14 protein-coding genes and 4 tRNA genes are annotated in these 16,911 nt (G+C 53.5%); 1 reads left to right on the top strand and 17 read right to left on the bottom strand.

Annotated elements, in window-relative coordinates; all coding sequences use genetic code 11:
• Positions 1-62: 62 nt before the first annotated feature.
• The 12 genes from rpoB to F0320_RS00890 form a co-directional block, all read right to left on the bottom strand.
• Positions 63-4,091 carry a DNA-directed RNA polymerase subunit beta gene (gene rpoB / locus F0320_RS00945; RefSeq protein ID WP_023334099.1) on the bottom strand — a complete coding sequence of 1,343 codons (4,029 nt, stop codon included), beginning with the start codon at positions 4,089-4,091 and terminating at the stop codon, positions 63-65.
• A 319-nt stretch (positions 4,092-4,410) separates the two neighbouring features.
• Positions 4,411-4,776 carry a 50S ribosomal protein L7/L12 gene (rplL, locus tag F0320_RS00940; RefSeq protein ID WP_002445276.1) on the bottom strand — a complete coding sequence of 122 codons (366 nt, stop codon included), beginning with the start codon at positions 4,774-4,776 and terminating at the stop codon, positions 4,411-4,413.
• A 66-nt stretch (positions 4,777-4,842) separates the two neighbouring features.
• On the bottom strand, positions 4,843-5,340 hold the full coding sequence (rplJ, locus tag F0320_RS00935; protein WP_001207203.1) for a 50S ribosomal protein L10: 498 nt from the start codon (positions 5,338-5,340) through the stop codon (positions 4,843-4,845).
• A 291-nt stretch (positions 5,341-5,631) separates the two neighbouring features.
• Positions 5,632-6,336 (bottom strand): 50S ribosomal protein L1, encoded by a 705-nt coding sequence (gene rplA, locus F0320_RS00930; protein WP_006810530.1) that lies wholly within the window; start codon positions 6,334-6,336, stop codon positions 5,632-5,634.
• A gap of 3 nt (positions 6,337-6,339) precedes the next feature.
• Positions 6,340-6,768 (bottom strand): 50S ribosomal protein L11, encoded by a 429-nt coding sequence (gene rplK / locus F0320_RS00925; RefSeq protein ID WP_008503452.1) that lies wholly within the window; start codon positions 6,766-6,768, stop codon positions 6,340-6,342.
• A 156-nt stretch (positions 6,769-6,924) separates the two neighbouring features.
• Positions 6,925-7,470, bottom strand: a complete 546-nt coding sequence (gene nusG, locus F0320_RS00920) for a transcription termination/antitermination protein NusG (protein ID WP_002438628.1) — start codon at positions 7,468-7,470, stop codon at positions 6,925-6,927.
• 1 nt (position 7,471) lies between these two features.
• Positions 7,472-7,855: a preprotein translocase subunit SecE gene (gene secE, locus F0320_RS00915; RefSeq protein ID WP_014068449.1), complete on the bottom strand. Its 384-nt coding sequence runs from the start codon at positions 7,853-7,855 to the stop codon at positions 7,472-7,474.
• A 228-nt stretch (positions 7,856-8,083) separates the two neighbouring features.
• Complete coding sequence (gene tuf / locus F0320_RS00910; protein WP_023309456.1) at positions 8,084-9,268, bottom strand: elongation factor Tu; 1,185 nt, start codon at positions 9,266-9,268, stop codon at positions 8,084-8,086.
• Positions 9,269-9,386: 118 nt separating this feature from the next.
• Positions 9,387-9,462, bottom strand: a tRNA-Thr gene (locus tag F0320_RS00905).
• 6 nt (positions 9,463-9,468) lie between these two features.
• A tRNA-Gly gene (locus tag F0320_RS00900) sits at positions 9,469-9,543 on the bottom strand.
• Between the two features lie 117 nt (positions 9,544-9,660).
• Positions 9,661-9,745 (bottom strand) — tRNA-Tyr (locus F0320_RS00895).
• Between the two features lie 8 nt (positions 9,746-9,753).
• Positions 9,754-9,829, bottom strand: a tRNA-Thr gene (locus F0320_RS00890).
• Between the two features lie 317 nt (positions 9,830-10,146).
• Here F0320_RS00890 and coaA point away from each other — a divergent pair.
• Entirely contained in the window at positions 10,147-11,097 is a 951-nt protein-coding gene (coaA, locus tag F0320_RS00885; protein WP_032668002.1) for a type I pantothenate kinase, read from the top strand.
• A gap of 43 nt (positions 11,098-11,140) precedes the next feature.
• On the opposite strand, the gene dppF is transcribed toward coaA, so the two are convergent.
• The 5 genes from dppF to dppA form a co-directional block, all read right to left on the bottom strand.
• Positions 11,141-12,154, bottom strand: a complete 1,014-nt coding sequence (dppF, locus tag F0320_RS00880; RefSeq protein WP_126330539.1) for a dipeptide ABC transporter ATP-binding subunit DppF — start codon at positions 12,152-12,154, stop codon at positions 11,141-11,143.
• On the bottom strand, positions 12,151-13,134 hold the full coding sequence (gene dppD, locus F0320_RS00875) for a dipeptide ABC transporter ATP-binding protein (protein WP_008502772.1): 984 nt from the start codon (positions 13,132-13,134) through the stop codon (positions 12,151-12,153). Before dppD ends, dppF begins: the two co-directional genes overlap by 4 nt.
• A 10-nt stretch (positions 13,135-13,144) precedes the next feature.
• A complete protein-coding gene (gene dppC / locus F0320_RS00870; protein WP_047651724.1) occupies positions 13,145-14,047 on the bottom strand; it encodes a dipeptide ABC transporter permease DppC in 903 nt (300 codons plus the stop codon).
• 9 nt (positions 14,048-14,056) lie between these two features.
• Positions 14,057-15,076 carry a dipeptide ABC transporter permease DppB gene (gene dppB / locus F0320_RS00865; RefSeq protein ID WP_023334097.1) on the bottom strand — a complete coding sequence of 340 codons (1,020 nt, stop codon included), beginning with the start codon at positions 15,074-15,076 and terminating at the stop codon, positions 14,057-14,059.
• Positions 15,077-15,237: 161 nt separating this feature from the next.
• The gene (dppA, locus tag F0320_RS00860) at positions 15,238-16,845 is read right to left on the bottom strand and encodes a dipeptide ABC transporter periplasmic-binding protein DppA (RefSeq protein ID WP_029742038.1); all 1,608 of its coding nucleotides are present in this window, start codon (positions 16,843-16,845) and stop codon (positions 15,238-15,240) included.
• Positions 16,846-16,911 lie beyond the last annotated feature (66 nt).

Below are 16,911 nucleotides of genomic sequence, written 5' to 3'. Positions count from 1 at the left end.
CGGAGTTAGCACAATCTGGTGCCGGGGGTTAACCCGGCACCAGTGACCTGTTTGAGCGAGAATTACTCGTCTTCCAGTTCGATGTTGATACCCAGCGAACGAATCTCTTTCAACAGTACGTTGAAGGATTCTGGCATGCCCGGCTCCATCTGATGGTTGCCGTCCACGATGTTTTTATACATCTTGGTACGACCGTTCACGTCATCAGACTTAACGGTGAGCATTTCCTGCAGGGTGTATGCCGCGCCGTATGCTTCCAGCGCCCACACTTCCATCTCCCCGAAGCGCTGACCACCGAACTGTGCCTTACCACCCAGCGGCTGCTGAGTAACCAGGCTGTAAGAACCGGTAGAACGAGCGTGCATCTTGTCGTCGACCAGGTGGTTCAGTTTCAGCATGTACATGTAACCTACGGTTACCGGACGCTCGAACTGTTCACCGGTACGGCCGTCAAACAGCGTAATCTGACCAGACGTTGGCAGACCACCCAGTTGCAGCAGCTCTTTAATTTCAGCTTCTTTCGCACCATCGAAGACCGGCGTTGCGATTGGCATACCTTTTTTCAGGTTCTCAGCCAGACGCAGCACTTCTTCATCGCTGAAGGTATTCAGGTCGACTTTCTGACGCACGTCGGTACCCAGATCGTAGGCACGCTGGATGAATTCGCGCAGTTTCGCGACTTCTTCCTGCTGCTTCAGCATGGCGTTAATCTTGTCGCCGATACCTTTCGCAGCCATACCCAGGTGAGTTTCCAGGATCTGACCGATGTTCATACGAGACGGTACGCCCAGTGGGTTCAGTACGATATCTACCGGCGTACCGTTAGCATCGTGCGGCATATCTTCGATCGGGTTGATCTTAGAGATAACACCCTTGTTACCGTGACGACCTGCCATCTTATCACCAGGCTGGATCTGACGTTTAACGGCCAGATACACCTTAACAATCTTCAGCACGCCTGGTGCCAGATCGTCGCCCTGAGTGATTTTGCGGCGTTTCGCTTCGAGTTTTTTCTCGAACTCGTGTTTCAGTTCGTCATACTGCTCAGCCAGCTGTTCCAGCTGATTTTGTTTCTCTTCGTCGGTCAGGCCCAGTTCCAGCCAGCGATCGCGTGGCAGTTTGTCGAGCTTCTCAGCTTCAACGCCACCGGCAACCAGCACCGCATAGATACGGCTGAACAGACCCGCTTCGAGGATCTGCAGTTCTTCAGACAGGTCTTTCTTAGCCTGTTTGAGCTGCATCTCTTCGATTTCCAGCGCACGCTTATCTTTCTCAACGCCGTCACGGGTGAAGACCTGAACGTCGATAACCGTACCGGAAACACCGTTTGGTACGCGCAGAGAAGAGTCTTTAACGTCAGACGCTTTCTCACCGAAGATTGCACGCAGCAGTTTCTCTTCTGGCGTCAGCTGGGTTTCACCTTTCGGCGTAACCTTACCAACCAGAATGTCGCCACCGGTCACTTCCGCACCGATGTAAACGATACCGGATTCATCCAGTTTGGAGAGCGCAGCTTCACCCACGTTAGGGATGTCAGCGGTGATCTCTTCTGGCCCCAGCTTGGTGTCACGGGACACACACGCCAGTTCCTGAATGTGGATGGTGGTGAAACGATCTTCCTGAACCACACGCTCGGATACGAGGATGGAGTCTTCGAAGTTGTAACCGTTCCACGGCATGAACGCTACGCGCATGTTCTGACCGAGCGCCAGTTCACCGAGGTCGGTGGACGGGCCGTCTGCCAGCACGTCGCCGCGCTCAACTGGCTCACCCAGAGACACACAAGGCATCTGGTTGATACAGGTGTTCTGGTTAGAACGGGTGTATTTGGTCAGGTTATAAATGTCGATACCTGCTTCGCCCGGATACATCTCGTCTTCGTTAACTTTGATAACGATACGGGATGCATCGACGTACTGAACAGTACCGCCACGTTTAGCAACCGCAGTAACACCGGAGTCAACGGCAACAGCACGTTCCATACCGGTACCAACCAGCGGCTTATCAGCGCGCAGAGTTGGAACGGCCTGACGTTGCATGTTCGCACCCATCAATGCACGGTTGGCGTCATCGTGTTCCAGGAACGGGATCAGGGACGCACCGACGGATACCACCTGCTGGGTGGATACGTCCATGTAGTCAACCTGGTCGCGGCTGAACAAGCTGGATTCGCCTTTGCTACGGCAGGTAACCAGATCTTCTACAAAGTGGCCTTCGTCATCCAGGTTGGAGTTCGCCTGAGCGATAACGTAGTTGCCTTCTTCGATAGCAGACAGGTAGTGAATTTCGTCGGTTACAACACCGTCGGTCACTTTACGGTACGGGGTCTCGAGGAAACCGTATTCGTTAGTCTGTGCGTACACGGACAGGGAGTTGATCAGACCGATGTTTGGACCTTCAGGCGTTTCGATTGGACATACGCGACCGTAGTGCGTCGGGTGTACGTCTCGAACTTCAAAGCCTGCGCGTTCACGGGTCAGACCGCCTGGGCCGAGTGCAGAGATACGACGTTTGTGCGTAATCTCAGACAGCGGGTTGTTCTGGTCCATGAACTGAGACAGCTGGCTTGAACCGAAGAACTCTTTCACTGCTGCAGAAATCGGCTTGGCGTTGATCATATCCTGAGGCATCAGGGTATCCAGATCGCCCAGAGACAGACGCTCTTTCACCGCACGCTCTACACGTACCAGGCCAACGCGGAATTGGTTTTCCGCCATTTCGCCTACGGAACGGATACGACGGTTGCCGAGGTGGTCGATATCGTCCACTTCGCCTTTACCGTTACGGATATCGATGAGCTTCTTCATCACTTCGATGATGTCGTCTTTGCTCAGGATACCGGAACCTTCGATTTCGTCGCGCAGCAGAGAACGGTTGAACTTCATACGACCAACCGCGGACAGATCGTAGCGGTCTTCGGAGAAGAACAGGTTCTCGAACAGGCTTTCCGCCGCTTCGCGAGTTGGGGGCTCACCAGGACGCATCATGCGGTAGATTTCGACCAGCGCGCTCAGACGATCGGTGGTTGGGTCGACGCGAATAGTCTCAGAGATATACGCACCGTGGTCCAGATCGTTGGTGAACAGCGTTTCGATACGTTTGTGACCAGACTGGCTCAGCTTAGCCAGCAGATCCAGGCTCAGCTCCATGTTCGCTGGGCAGATCAGCTCACCCGTTGACTCGTCAACGTAATCTTTCGCGGCTACTTTTCCTGCAATGTACTCAACCGGAACTTCGATGAGTTTGATATCATCTTTTTCCAGCTGGCGGATGTGGCGCGCGGTGATACGGCGACCTTTTTCCACATACACTTTGCCGTCGGCTTCGATGTCGAACGACGCGGTCTCACCACGCAGACGTTCCGGCACCAGCTCCATCTGCAGCTTGTTGTCGCGGATTTCAAAGATCACTTTCTCAAAGAACAGGTCCAGGATCTGTTCAGTGGTGTATTGCAGCGCACGCAGAATGATGGTTGCAGGCAGCTTACGACGACGGTCGATACGGACAAACAGGTTGTCTTTCGGATCGAACTCGAAGTCCAGCCATGAACCACGGTAAGGAATGATGCGTGCGTTATACAGTACTTTACCGGAAGAGTGTGTTTTACCTTTATCGCTGTCGAAGAAGACGCCCGGGCTACGATGCAGCTGGGAAACGATAACACGCTCAGTACCGTTGATAACGAAAGTACCGTTGTCCGTCATGAGTGGAATTTCACCCATGTAGACTTCTTGTTCTTTAATGTCTTTAACGGTGCCTTCCGGCGCTTCGCGCTCGTAGATCACCAGACGCAGTTTTACGCGCAGCGGTGCGGAATAGGTCACGCCACGGATCTGACATTCCTGAACGTCAAACACCGGTTCGCCAAGGCGGTAGCTGACGTACTGCAGCTCGGAGTTACCGCTGTAGCTCTGAATCGGGAACACGGAGCGGAAGGCTGCTTCCAGACCGTACTGCCCTTCAGGATCTTGCTCGATAAACTTCTGGAACGAGTCAAGCTGGATAGAAAGGAGATATGGAATGTCCAGAACTTGTGGACGTTTACCAAAATCCTTACGAATACGTTTTTTCTCGGTATAGGAGTAAACCATAGGGTTCCTCAGCTCGCTGACAAGTCGACCCATCTGTCCGACGAAGGGACAGTTTGTGCAACACCATTTTGTGGACCGGAAAATTGAATACTTTCCGCAATACCTGTTGCTATCACGCTTAAATCATTTCGTCGCGATTTACACAGAGCGAGCACCCTGTCGCAATATATTAAGTCGTCGATAGAAACATGCATTGTCAGGACAATCAGCAGTCAAACAGTGTGAAATGCTACTGATGCCTTACAGCGCAAAAAGGCTGGTGACTAAAAAGTCACCAGCCATCAGCCTAATTACTCAGGCTGCAACCAGAAAAGTTGGCTTATTTAACTTCAACTTCAGCGCCAGCTTCTTCCAGAGATTTTTTCAGTGCTTCTGCGTCGTCTTTGCTCACGCCTTCTTTCAGCGCAGCTGGAGCAGATTCTACCAGGTCTTTAGCTTCTTTCAGACCCAGGCCAGTTGCGCCACGTACTGCTTTGATAACAGCAACTTTGTTAGCGCCAGCAGCTTTCAGAATTACGTCGAATTCAGTTTTTTCTTCAGCAGCTTCAGCCGGGCCCGCAGCTACAGCTACAGCAGCAGCAGCAGAAACACCGAATTTTTCTTCCATTGCAGAAACCAGCTCTACAACGTCCATTACGGACATAGCTGCTACTGCTTCAATGATTTGATCTTTAGTGATAGACATTTAAATTGTTCCTGAAAATCAGAATAAGTTTATACGTAAGCAAATGCTTTATAAAGATAACTGCGATTAAGCAGCTTCTTTCGCATCGCGAACAGCAGCCAGAGTGCGAACCAGTTTGCCAGCCGAAGCTTCTTTCATGGTTGCCATCAGGCGTGCAATTGCTTCTTCGTAGGTCGGCAGGGTTGCCAGGCGATCGATTTGCGATGCCGGGATCAACTCACCTTCAAAGGCTGCAGCTTTGACCTCAAATTTTGCATTCGCTTTCGCGAACTCTTTGAACAGACGAGCAGCAGCGCCCGGGTGTTCCATAGAGTATGCAATCAGGGTCGGACCAACAAACGTGTCTTTCAGGCACTCGAACTGAGTACCTTCAACTACGCGACGCAGCAGGGTGTTACGAACAACACGCATGTATACGCCAGCTTCACGACCTGCTTTACGCAGTTCAGTCATTTTGTCTACAGTAACGCCACGGGAATCCGCAACTACTGCAGACAGCGCGCCTTTGGCTACTTCGCTGACTTCAGCAACAATCGCTTGTTTGTCTTGAAGATTTAAAGCCATTAGCTTTGCTCCTGGATGTTTGCCGGAACTCATGTTCCGGAACTCACTTCACTCTCCCCAACGGAAAGAGCGTCTTAATACGGTGAGCAGAAACAAGCCAGAGTATCCAAAAATAATCTTAGCGTTCTGTCACCGTCTACGCAGGGGATTAAGTCTCTTGCGAAACACCTGCGGTCTTCGACGGAGGCCTGGATTAGGCCAGGCTCCAACGAACAAATCTTTTAGCCGCTAACTTTCGTTAGCAAACGTGGGGGTAAGATTGTAGACAAAATCACCGCCCACGTAAAGGCATTAGTTTGCAGCAGCGCTCAGGCCAGCCTGGTCAACTGCAACACCTGCACCCATGGTGGTGGAGATGCTAACTTTCTTGATGTACACGCCTTTCGCCTGAGTTGGTTTTGCTTTTTTCAGCGCAACCAGCAGAGCTTCCAGGTTTTCTTTCAGTTTGTCAGCGTCAAAGTCCACTTTACCGATGGTGGTGTGGATGATGCCGTTTTTGTCGTTACGATAACGAACCTGACCTGCTTTAGCGTTCTTAACCGCTTCAGCAACGTTAGGAGTTACAGTACCAACTTTCGGGTTAGGCATCAGGCCGCGTGGACCCAGAACCTGGCCCAGCTGGCCAACAACGCGCATTGCATCTGGAGAAGCAATAACAACGTCAAAGTTCATTTCGCCTTTCTTGATCTGATCAGCCAGATCTTCCATACCTACCAGTTCAGCGCCGGCAGCTTTAGCAGCTTCAGCGTTTGCACCCTGAGCAAATACAGCTACGCGAACGGAACGGCCAGTACCGTGTGGCAGTACAGTTGCGCCACGAACGTTCTGATCGGATTTACGCGCGTCGATGCCGAGGTTAACGGCAACGTCAACGCTTTCAACGAACTTAGCAGTTGCTAGTTCTTTCAGCAGAGCGATAGCTTCGTTGATGTCGTACTGTTTGGTCGCATCAACTTTGTCACGGATCACGGACATGCGCTTGGTCAGTTTAGCCATTTCTTAGTCCTCCACTACCAGGCCCATGGAACGTGCAGTACCTTCGATTGAGCGAGTCATCGCTTCAATGTCGGCACCAGTCATGTCGGCAGCTTTGGTCTGCGCGATTTCCTGCAGCTGAGCGCGGGAAATTTTACCCACTTTGTCTTTGTTCGGTTTACCGGAACCAGACTTGATACCAGCCGCTTTCTTCAGCAGAACTGCTGCTGGAGGGGTTTTGGTAACGAAAGTGAAAGAACGGTCAGCGTAAACAGTGATTACGACTGGGATTGGCAGACCTTTTTCCAGGGATTCGGTTTTGGCGTTGAACGCTTTACAGAATTCCATGATGTTCACACCCTGCTGACCCAGAGCTGGACCAACTGGTGGACTTGGGTTCGCCATACCAGCTGCAACCTGCAGCTTGACGTAGGCTTGTACTTTCTTAGCCATTCTAAAATCCTCTGATTGGGTGATAGCGCCTCAGGGAGGCTCCCCGTGAATAAAATTCGTTTTACGGGCCGGGGCCCATAAAAACAAAAGGCGCGAAATTGTATTCCAATCTCGCGCCCTGTGCAACGATTAAATCGCCGCTTTTTTGATCGCTGCTTAGGCTTTTTCGACCTGCGCAAAGTCCAGTTCTACCGGGGTCGCACGACCGAAGATAGAAACAGAAACTTTCAGGCGGGACTTCTCGTAGTCCACTTCTTCAACCACACCGTTAAAGTCAGCAAACGGACCGTCGCTAACACGAACCATTTCACCCGGTTCAAACAGCGTTTTCGGACGCGGCTTATCACCCACCTGCTGCAGGCGGTTCATAATCGCATCAACTTCTTTGTCGCTGATTGGCGCCGGACGGTCAGACGTGCCGCCGATAAAGCCCATCACGCGCGGTACGCTGCGCACCAGGTGCCAGCTCGCGTCGTTCATCACCATCTGAACCAGCACGTAACCCGGGAAGAATTTACGCTCGCTTTTGCGACGTTGGCCGCCACGGATCTCAACCACTTCTTCGGTCGGAACCATAACTTCGCCAAATAACTCTTCCATGTTGTGTAATTTGATATGCTCACGCAGCGACGTTGCTACGCGGCCTTCAAAACCGGAAAACGCCTGAACGACGTACCAACGCTTTTTAGGGGCTTCAGACATCTTAGAACCTCAGGCCAGTAATAAAGGAAACCAGGCGAACCAGAATACCATCCAGTCCCCACAGGATCAGTGACATTACCGCAGTTACTGCTGCCACGATCAGCGTGGTGTGCAGTGTTTCCTGGCGAGTCGGCCAAATGACCTTGCGGACTTCGGTACGCGCTTCACGTGCAAAAGCAACGGTTGCTTTACCTTTAGTCGTCAACAGCGCGACACCGCCCGCTGCAGCAATCAGAATCACCACTGCCAGCGCGCGGAGCGGCAGCATCATGTCACGATAAAGATAGTTGCCAACGATTGCCACAATCAGCAGCACGGCAACAGCGACCCACTTCATCGCTTCCAGGCCGCGCCCGCTCCCTTGAGCTTCGGTATTCGCACTCATAAACCAACCTGTCAGAAGAATTCTACAAATAATTTCACCCCGCGATTGCGAGGCGAGCCAAATCGAAACGCTAATCCCTTTATGGATTATACGCTCTCTGCAGAGCCTGTCTCAGCAATGATTATGACAAAAATAATCACTGATGAGCCAGGTTCTGATGTGAAAGCGTGCAAAAAGGGCATCAAATGATGCCCTTTTCATGCGCATTGCGTCAAATGTTATCAGCGATTAGCCGAGAACTTTAGCAACCACGCCCGCGCCAACGGTACGGCCGCCTTCACGGATTGCGAAACGCAGACCGTCATCCATCGCGATTGGGTGGATCAGAGTCACAACCATCTTGATGTTGTCGCCTGGCATTACCATCTCAACGCCTTCTGGCAGTTCGATGGTACCGGTCACGTCAGTTGTACGGAAGTAGAACTGTGGACGGTAGCCTTTGAAGAACGGAGTATGACGGCCGCCTTCGTCTTTGGACAGGATGTACACTTCAGATTCGAACTTGGTGTGTGGCTTGATTGAGCCTGGCTTCGCCAGAACCTGACCACGTTCGATTTCTTCACGTTTGATACCACGCAGCAGAACACCAACGTTCTCACCAGCACGGCCTTCGTCCAGCAGTTTGCGGAACATTTCAACGCCAGTACAGGTAGACTTAGCAGTCTCTTTGATACCAACGATTTCAACTTCTTCGCCAACTTTGATGATACCGCGCTCTACACGACCGGTAACAACGGTACCACGACCGGAGATGGAGAATACGTCTTCGATTGGCAGCAGGAATGGCTTGTCAATCGCACGCTCTGGTTCTGGGATGTAAGAATCCAGGAAGCCAGCCAGTTCGATGATTTTCGCTTCCCACTCTGCGTCGCCTTCCAGCGCTTTCAGAGCAGAACCACGAACGATTGGGGTATCGTCGCCCGGGAAATCGTACTGAGACAGCAGTTCACGAACTTCCATCTCTACCAGTTCCAGCAGCTCTTCGTCATCAACCATGTCGCATTTGTTCAGGAACACGATGATGAAAGGAACGCCTACCTGACGACCCAGCAGGATGTGCTCACGAGTCTGAGGCATTGGGCCGTCAGTCGCAGCAACAACCAGGATCGCGCCGTCCATCTGCGCAGCACCGGTGATCATGTTTTTAACATAGTCGGCGTGGCCTGGGCAGTCTACGTGTGCGTAGTGGCGAGTCGGGGTGTCGTACTCAACGTGAGAGGTGTTGATGGTGATACCACGAGCTTTTTCTTCTGGTGCGTTATCGATCTGGTCGAATGCACGAGCAGAACCACCGTAGGTTTTTGCCAGAACGGTAGTGATTGCAGCGGTCAGCGTTGTTTTACCATGGTCAACGTGGCCGATAGTACCGACGTTAACGTGCGGTTTTGTACGTTCAAACTTTTCTTTAGACATCGATTGTCCCTCTAAGACACGGATAAATCGGTGATATCACCACATCAACCAGGCGAAATGCCTGAATTGTTGAATACAGTAAAATTGAAACAGAGAGAAACGGGAAGGAGAAGTGAAGTGGTGCTGATACCCAGAGTCGAACTGGGGACCTCACCCTTACCAAGGGTGCGCTCTACCAACTGAGCCATATCAGCACGTATTGGAGCGGGCAGCGGGAATCGAACCCGCATCATCAGCTTGGAAGGCTGAGGTAATAGCCATTATACGATGCCCGCATCCTGAAACTCGGCTACCCAGTTCTTTCTGTAACAAAAAAAGAGATTTCTCTCTTTTTCAGTTTGAGCTGGCTAATTTTTCCAACCAGCTCCGGCGGCATTTACGCTGCCAGAAAGTGGTGGTGGGGGAAGGATTCGAACCTTCGAAGTCTGTGACGGCAGATTTACAGTCTGCTCCCTTTGGCCGCTCGGGAACCCCACCGGACTTGATGGTGCCGACTACCGGAATCGAACTGGTGACCTACTGATTACAAGTCAGTTGCTCTACCTACTGAGCTAAGTCGGCATCAAGTAGCGCGCATTCTATGGATACCTGCGCGGTCATGCAACTAAAAATTTGCATAAAACGTTCTTTCGCTCACATTTTATGCGAAGAGCGTATCAAGCGCTGTAAAAGTAGTCATTTGAGGTCAAATATTCAACATGTCATCGTGATTTGCACCGTATTCACCGTAGCGTGACGGCTTCCGCGTAACGCAGCGCTTTCCATCTTTTTTCTTATTATTCCCGTCATCTGGTGTTAACCTCCTGCCCATTGTCCAAAATTAACTGTGTGATGAGCCATGATCCGGCAGTGTGATGCTGGCTCACTGAAGCATGCTTATGAGCAAAAAAGAGCAAACGTTAATGACGCCTTATCTTCACTTTAACCGCAGCCAGTGGGCTGCCCTGCGTGATTCCGTCCCTATGACGCTGACGGAAGGTGAAATCGCGCGGTTAAAAGGGATAAACGAAGATCTGTCCCTGGAAGAGGTGGCAGAAATTTATCTTCCCCTCTCTCGCTTGCTTAACTTCTATATCAGCTCGAACCTGCGTCGTCAGGCCGTGCTGGAGCAGTTTCTCGGGACGAACGGTCAACGCATTCCTTATATCATTAGTATCGCAGGCAGTGTGGCCGTGGGTAAAAGTACCACCGCGCGCGTCCTGCAGGCGCTGTTGAGTCGCTGGCCGGAACACCGCAGCGTGGAGCTGATCACCACCGACGGCTTCCTGCACCCGAACGAGGTGTTAAAAGAACGCGGACTGATGAAGAAGAAGGGTTTCCCGCTTTCTTATGATATGCATCGTCTGGTGAAGTTTGTCTCTGACCTGAAATCCGGCGTGCCGCACGTGACTGCGCCAGTCTATTCGCACCTGATCTACGATCGCATTCCGGGCGGGGATAAAACCGTGGTCCAGCCGGACATCCTGATTCTGGAAGGTCTGAACGTACTGCAAAGCGGGATGGACTATCCTCACGACCCGCATCACGTATTCGTCTCGGATTTTGTTGATTTCTCTATTTATGTCGATGCGCCGGAAGACCTGCTGCAAAACTGGTACATCAACCGCTTCCTGAAGTTCCGCGAAGGGGCCTTCACCGATCCGGATTCCTATTTCCACCACTATGCCCAGCTTTCTGAAGAAGAAGCGATCGGTGTGGCCACGGGGCTGTGGAACGAGATCAACTACGTGAACCTCAAAGAGAACATCCTGCCGACGCGCGAGCGTGCAAGCCTGATCCTCACCAAGAGCGAGAAGCACGCCGTCGACCAGATTCGCCTGCGGAAATAATCAAGCAGACATAAAAAAACCGGCTTAGCGCCGGTTTTTTTCGTTATGGATGTGGCTTCTCGCCATTTTCATCCTGATCGACCGCAAAGCAGGCAACCAGCTGGCCGCCATACTCCTTCAGCTGCGGCTGGAGCTGGGTGCACGGGCCAAAGCGGCGGCTGCAGCGGGCGTTGAATGCACATCCCGGAGGCGGATTCAGCGGACTTGGCAGTTCACCCGTCAGCTTGATACGCTCACGACGATCGTCCGGGTTCAGACGCGGCGTCGCAGACAGCAGCGCCTGGGTATACGGGTGACGAGGGTTATTAAAGATCTGGTCTTTAGTCCCCTTCTCCACGCAGCGTCCCAGGTACATCACCATCACTTCATCAGCAATGTGCTCGACAACCGACAGGTCGTGGGAGATGAACACGTAAGACAGCCCCAGCTCCTGCTGGAGATCCATCATAAGGTTCAGCACCTGCGCACGTACGGATACGTCGAGCGCGGAGACCGGCTCATCGGCAATCACCACGTCCGGATCGAGCATCAGCCCGCGCGCAATAGCAATACGCTGACGCTGGCCGCCGGAGAACATGTGCGGATAGCGATCGTAATGCTCGGTTTTGAGGCCGACCTTCGCCATCATCGCCAGCGCTTTTTCACGGCGCTGCTCCTTGCTCAGATTACTGTTGATCAGCAGCGGCTCTTCCAGAATCTGCCCGACTTTTTTACGCGGGTTCAAGGAACCATACGGGTTCTGGAACACAATCTGGATTTTCTGGCGACGCAGCTTCTGCGCCTGCGGATCGTGCTTGAGCAGATCCTGCCCCTGATAGTAGAGTTCGCCGCCGGTCGGCACTTCAATCATCGTCAGCAGACGGCCCAGCGTGGATTTGCCGCAGCCTGACTCCCCTACCACCGCCAGCGTTTTACCGCGTTCGAGGTTAAAGGAAACGCCGTCCAGCGCTTTCACCAGGCGTTCAGGGGCAAACAGCCCCTTCTTCACCGGGTAGTATTTTTTCAGATCGATGGCCTGCAGCAGCGGTTGTTGCGTGGTGGCCTGTTGCGTACTCATAGTGTTGGCCTCCCGGCATCATCGAGTGGGTAGTGGCATTTCGACTGACGACCGTCAGCAAGCTGGTTCAGCTCTGGCTCTTCTGCCCGGCATTTGTCCGTCGCATACGGACAGCGCGGATTGAGCAGACAGCCCTGCGGACGGTCATATTTACCCGGCACCACACCCGGCAGCGACGCCAGACGCGCTTTGTCCTGGGCAAACTCCGGCAGCGCGCGTAACAGCGCCTGGGTATACGGGTGACGCGGCGCGCGGAAAATATCGTGTGAATTTCCGGTCTCGACCACCTGGCCGGCATACATCACGATGATTTTGTGGGCGGCTTCGGCCACCAGCGCCAGATCGTGCGTAATCAGCACCAGCGCCATATTCTCTTTCTGCTGCAGCTCCAGCAGCAGTTCGATGATTTGCGCCTGGATGGTCACATCCAACGCCGTCGTCGGTTCATCTGCAATCAGCAGTTTTGGTCGACAGGCAATCGCCATCGCGATCATCACGCGCTGGCTCATCCCTCCGGAGAGCTGGTGCGGGTAAACGTCCAGGCGTGATGCCGGGTCAGGAATACCCACCTGGTTCAGCAGGTCGATCGCCCGCTGACGACGGGTTTTCTTATTCCCGCCCTGATGCACCTTAATCGCTTCCATAATCTGGAAACCAACGGTGTAGCAGGGGTTCAGGCTGGTCATGGGATCCTGGAAAATCATCGCCACTTCAGCGCCCACCAGCTGGCGGCGCTGTTTTTCAGAAATGCGCTTCAGATCCTGACCGTTGAACTGCAGGTTTTCCGCCATCACGCGGCCCGGGTAATCTATCAGCCCCATGATCGCCAGTGAGCTCACCGACTTACCGGAGCCGGATTCCCCGACAATGCCAACCACTTCGCCTTGATTTACGCTGTAGCTGATGCGGTCCACGGCGCGAAACGGGGTGCCCTCGTCGCCGAAGTGCACCGATAATTTATCTACATTTAATAACGCCATCTCGTGCCTCTTACTGCTTCAGTTTGGGATCAAGCGCATCACGCAGGCCATCACCCATCAGGTTAAATGCCAGCACCGTCAGCAGGATTGCCAGACCCGGGAAGGTGACAACCCACCAGGCGCTTTGTGCGAACTGCAACACGTCGGAGAGCATGGTGCCCCACTCCGGTGTTGGCGGCTGCGCACCCATGCCCAGGAAGCCAAGAGCGGCCATATCAAGAATGGCGTTAGAGAAACCGAGCGACGCCTGAACGATCAGCGGCGCAAGGCAGTTCGGGAAGATATTGACAAACATCTGGCGCATCGCACCGGCACCCGCCACGCGAGAAGCGGTGACGTAGTCGCGGTTCACTTCCACCAGCACCGCCGCACGGGTTAAACGCACGTAGTGAGGAAGCGCCACGAAGGTCAACGCCAGCGCGGCATTGCCTATCGACGGGCCGAAGATCGCTACCAGCACCAGCGCCAGCAGCAGACTTGGCAGCGCCAGCATAATATCGACGATACGCATGATGATGTTATCAACGATGCCGCCGAAGTAACCGGCAACCAGGCCGAGAACGATCCCCATAATCAGAGACAACACCACCACCAGGCAGCCGACAAGCAGCGACAGGCGCGCGCCGTACATAAGACGCGACAGCACGTCGCGGCCCACGTCATCGGTACCCAGCAGGTGCGTCAGGCTACCGCCATCCTGCCAGGCAGGCGGCGCGAGCAGCGCATCGCGGAACTGGTCCGCCGGGTTATACGGTGCGAGGAAGTTCGCAAACACCGCAATCAGGATCATGATTACGACATACACTAGCCCTACCACCGCGCCTTTATTGCGCTTGAAGTAGTGCCAGAATTCCTGCAACGGCGTCATAGGAACCGGTGCAGCGACCACTTTATTTTGAGTGACTTGTGACATGATGGTCCCTTACTTCTTATGACGAATACGCGGGTTCACCACGCCGTACAGCAAATCGACCAGCAGGTTGACGAGGATAATCATCGTCGCGACCAGCAATACACCGCCCTGCACAACCGGATAGTCACGGCGTTGCAGCGCGTCAATCAGCCAGCGTCCAAGACCCGGCCAGGAGAAAATGGTTTCGGTCAGGATCGCCCCCGCCAGCAACGTCCCCACCTGGAGGCCGATAACGGTCACCACCGGCAGCATGGCGTTACGCAGCGCATGCACGATGATGACGCGCATACGCGTCAGGCCCTTGGCGCGCGCGGTGCGGATATAATCCTCACCCAGCACTTCCAGCATCGATGAGCGGGTCATACGCACGATCACCGCCAGAGGAATGGTGCCCAGCACCATGGCAGGCAGGATCATGTGCGCCACGGCATCAATGAAGTTGCCCTCTTCGCCCCAGATAGCCGTATCAATCAGCATAAAGCCGGTGAGCGGGTTGGAGTCATCCAGGAAGACCATATCACTGACGCGCCCAGAGACCGGTGTCAGGTTAAGCTGCACCGATACCAGCATGATCAGCATCATGCCCCACCAGAAGATAGGCATGGAGTAGCCGGTCAGCGCCAGGCCCACCGCGGTGTGGTCAAAAATAGAGCCACGCTTGACGGCAGCCAGTACCCCGACAGGAATACCCACCGCAGTGGCGAAAATCATAGCGCAGACGCCAAGCTCCAGCGTCGCTTTAAAACGCGGCACGAACTCGTCCCACACCGGAAGACGGCTTTTCAGCGAAATCCCTAAATCACCGTGCAATACGCCCCAGATATAGTGGAGATATTGCTGCCACATCGGCTTATCGAGACCGAGTTCCGCCAGCAGCTGTGCATGGCGCTCAGGGGAAATACCACGCTCGCCCGCCATAATCATTACCGGGTCGCCGGGGATCATATGGACGAAGGCAAAAGTGAGAAGGGTGATACCGATAAACGTGGGGATAACAAGTCCCAGACGTCGGAGGATGAACTGCAACATAACCCGGATTCTCTCTGATGACGCACGACCAGTGGCGTGACGTCTGTATTGCTCACAAATGTAAATTCCCTCTCCGAGCGGGAGAAGGTTAGGGTGAGGGGATGCATGCACGCCCCTCACACCTGCCCTCTCCCAGAGGGAGAGGGAGAACACCCTACTTATTATTCAACAGATACGTTTTCGAAGTGGTGTTTGCCAAGTGGATCAACCACGTAGCCCTTCACTTCTTTACGCACTGGCTCGTACACGGTGGAGTGAGCAACAATCAGCGCCGGAGCCTGATCGTGCATAACAACCTGAGCCTGCTTGTACAGTTCAATACGTTTGTTGTGATCGTCGGTCGCACGCGCCGGCTGGATGAGGTCTTCAAACGGCTTGTAGCACCAGCGAGAGTAGTTAGAACCGTCTTTCGCCGCCGCGCAGCTGAACAGGGTGGCGAAGAAGTTGTCCGGATCCCCGTTATCACCGGTCCAGCCCATCATGACTGCCTGGTGCTCACCCGCTTTGGCGCGCTTCAGATACTCGCCCCACTCGTAGGTCACAATCTTGGCCTGAACGCCAACCTTAGCCCAGTCTGCCTGAACCATTTCCGCCATACGGCGTGCGTTCGGGTTGTACGGACGCTGTACCGGCATCGCCCACAGCTCAACGGTAAAGCCTTTGTCCTGGCCCGCTTCTTTCAGCAGCGCTTTCGCTTTCTCAGGATCGTAGGTGTAGTCTTTAACGTCGTCGTTATAGCCCCACATGGTTGGTGGGATCAGGTTTTTGGCAGCGACGCCAGCGCCCTGGTAAACCGCCTTGATGATCGCTTCTTTGTTCACCGCGTAGGTCAGCGCCTGACGCACCTTCACGTCATCAAACGGTTTCTTCTCGGTGTTGAAGGAGAGATAGCCCACGTTCAGGCCAGCCTGCTCCAGCAGGTTGATATTCTTGTCCTGCTTCATGCGGGCGATATCAGCAGGGTTCGGGTACGGCATCACCTGGCATTCGTTTTTCTGCAGTTTTGCATAACGCACTGATGCATCAGGCGTAATGGAGAAGACCAGACGGTCAATTTTCGGCTTGGTGCCCCAATAGCCTTCGAACGCTTTATACAGAATGCGGGAGTCTTTCTGGTACTGCAGCAGCTGGAATGGACCGGTACCGATTGGGTTCAGGTCGACTTTTTCCGGCGTACCGGCTTTCAGCATGTTGTCCGCGTACTCTTTGGACAGAATTGAAGCGAAGTCCATGGCCAGGTCAGCCAGGAATGGCGCTTCCGGACGCGTCAGCACGAACTGAACCGTTTTATCGTCCACTTTTTTCACTTCAGCGATCAGGTCTGGCAGACCCATCCCTTCGAAGTATTCATAGCTGCCGCCAGACACTTTATGGTACGGGTTCTGAGCGTTTTTCTGACGGTCAAAGGAGAACACAACGTCGTCGGCGTTAAAGTCGCGCGTTGGTTTGAATTCTTTGCTGTCCTGCCACTTCACGCCCTGGCGCAGGTGGAAGGTATAGGTTTTACCGTCTTCGCTGACGTCCCACTTCTCGGCCAGACCCGGAATCACTTCCGTGGTACCGGTTTTGAATTCAACCAGACGGTTATAGATCGGTACAGAGCTTGCGTCGTAAGTCGTACCAGAGGTAAAGAGCTGTGGGTTAAAGCCTTCCGGCGAGCCTTCAGAACAGTAAACCAGGGTTTTTGCCTGTACGCTTGCTGCCACGGTCATAGCCACCAGGCTCAGACCAAGCTTCAGCATCCCTGACTTCTTCAAGGAAATACTCATTATTCTGCTCCAATGTGATGTTTTGCTTTGTTGTGTTACGCCGCCAGACCTTTATTTATTTTTTAC

The sequence above is a fragment of the Enterobacter dykesii genome (assembly GCF_008364625.2).
GTDB lineage: Bacteria > Pseudomonadota > Gammaproteobacteria > Enterobacterales > Enterobacteriaceae > Enterobacter > Enterobacter dykesii.
Note: the sequence above shows the minus strand (reverse complement) of the source record. Positions and strands in the feature narration are given on the sequence as shown.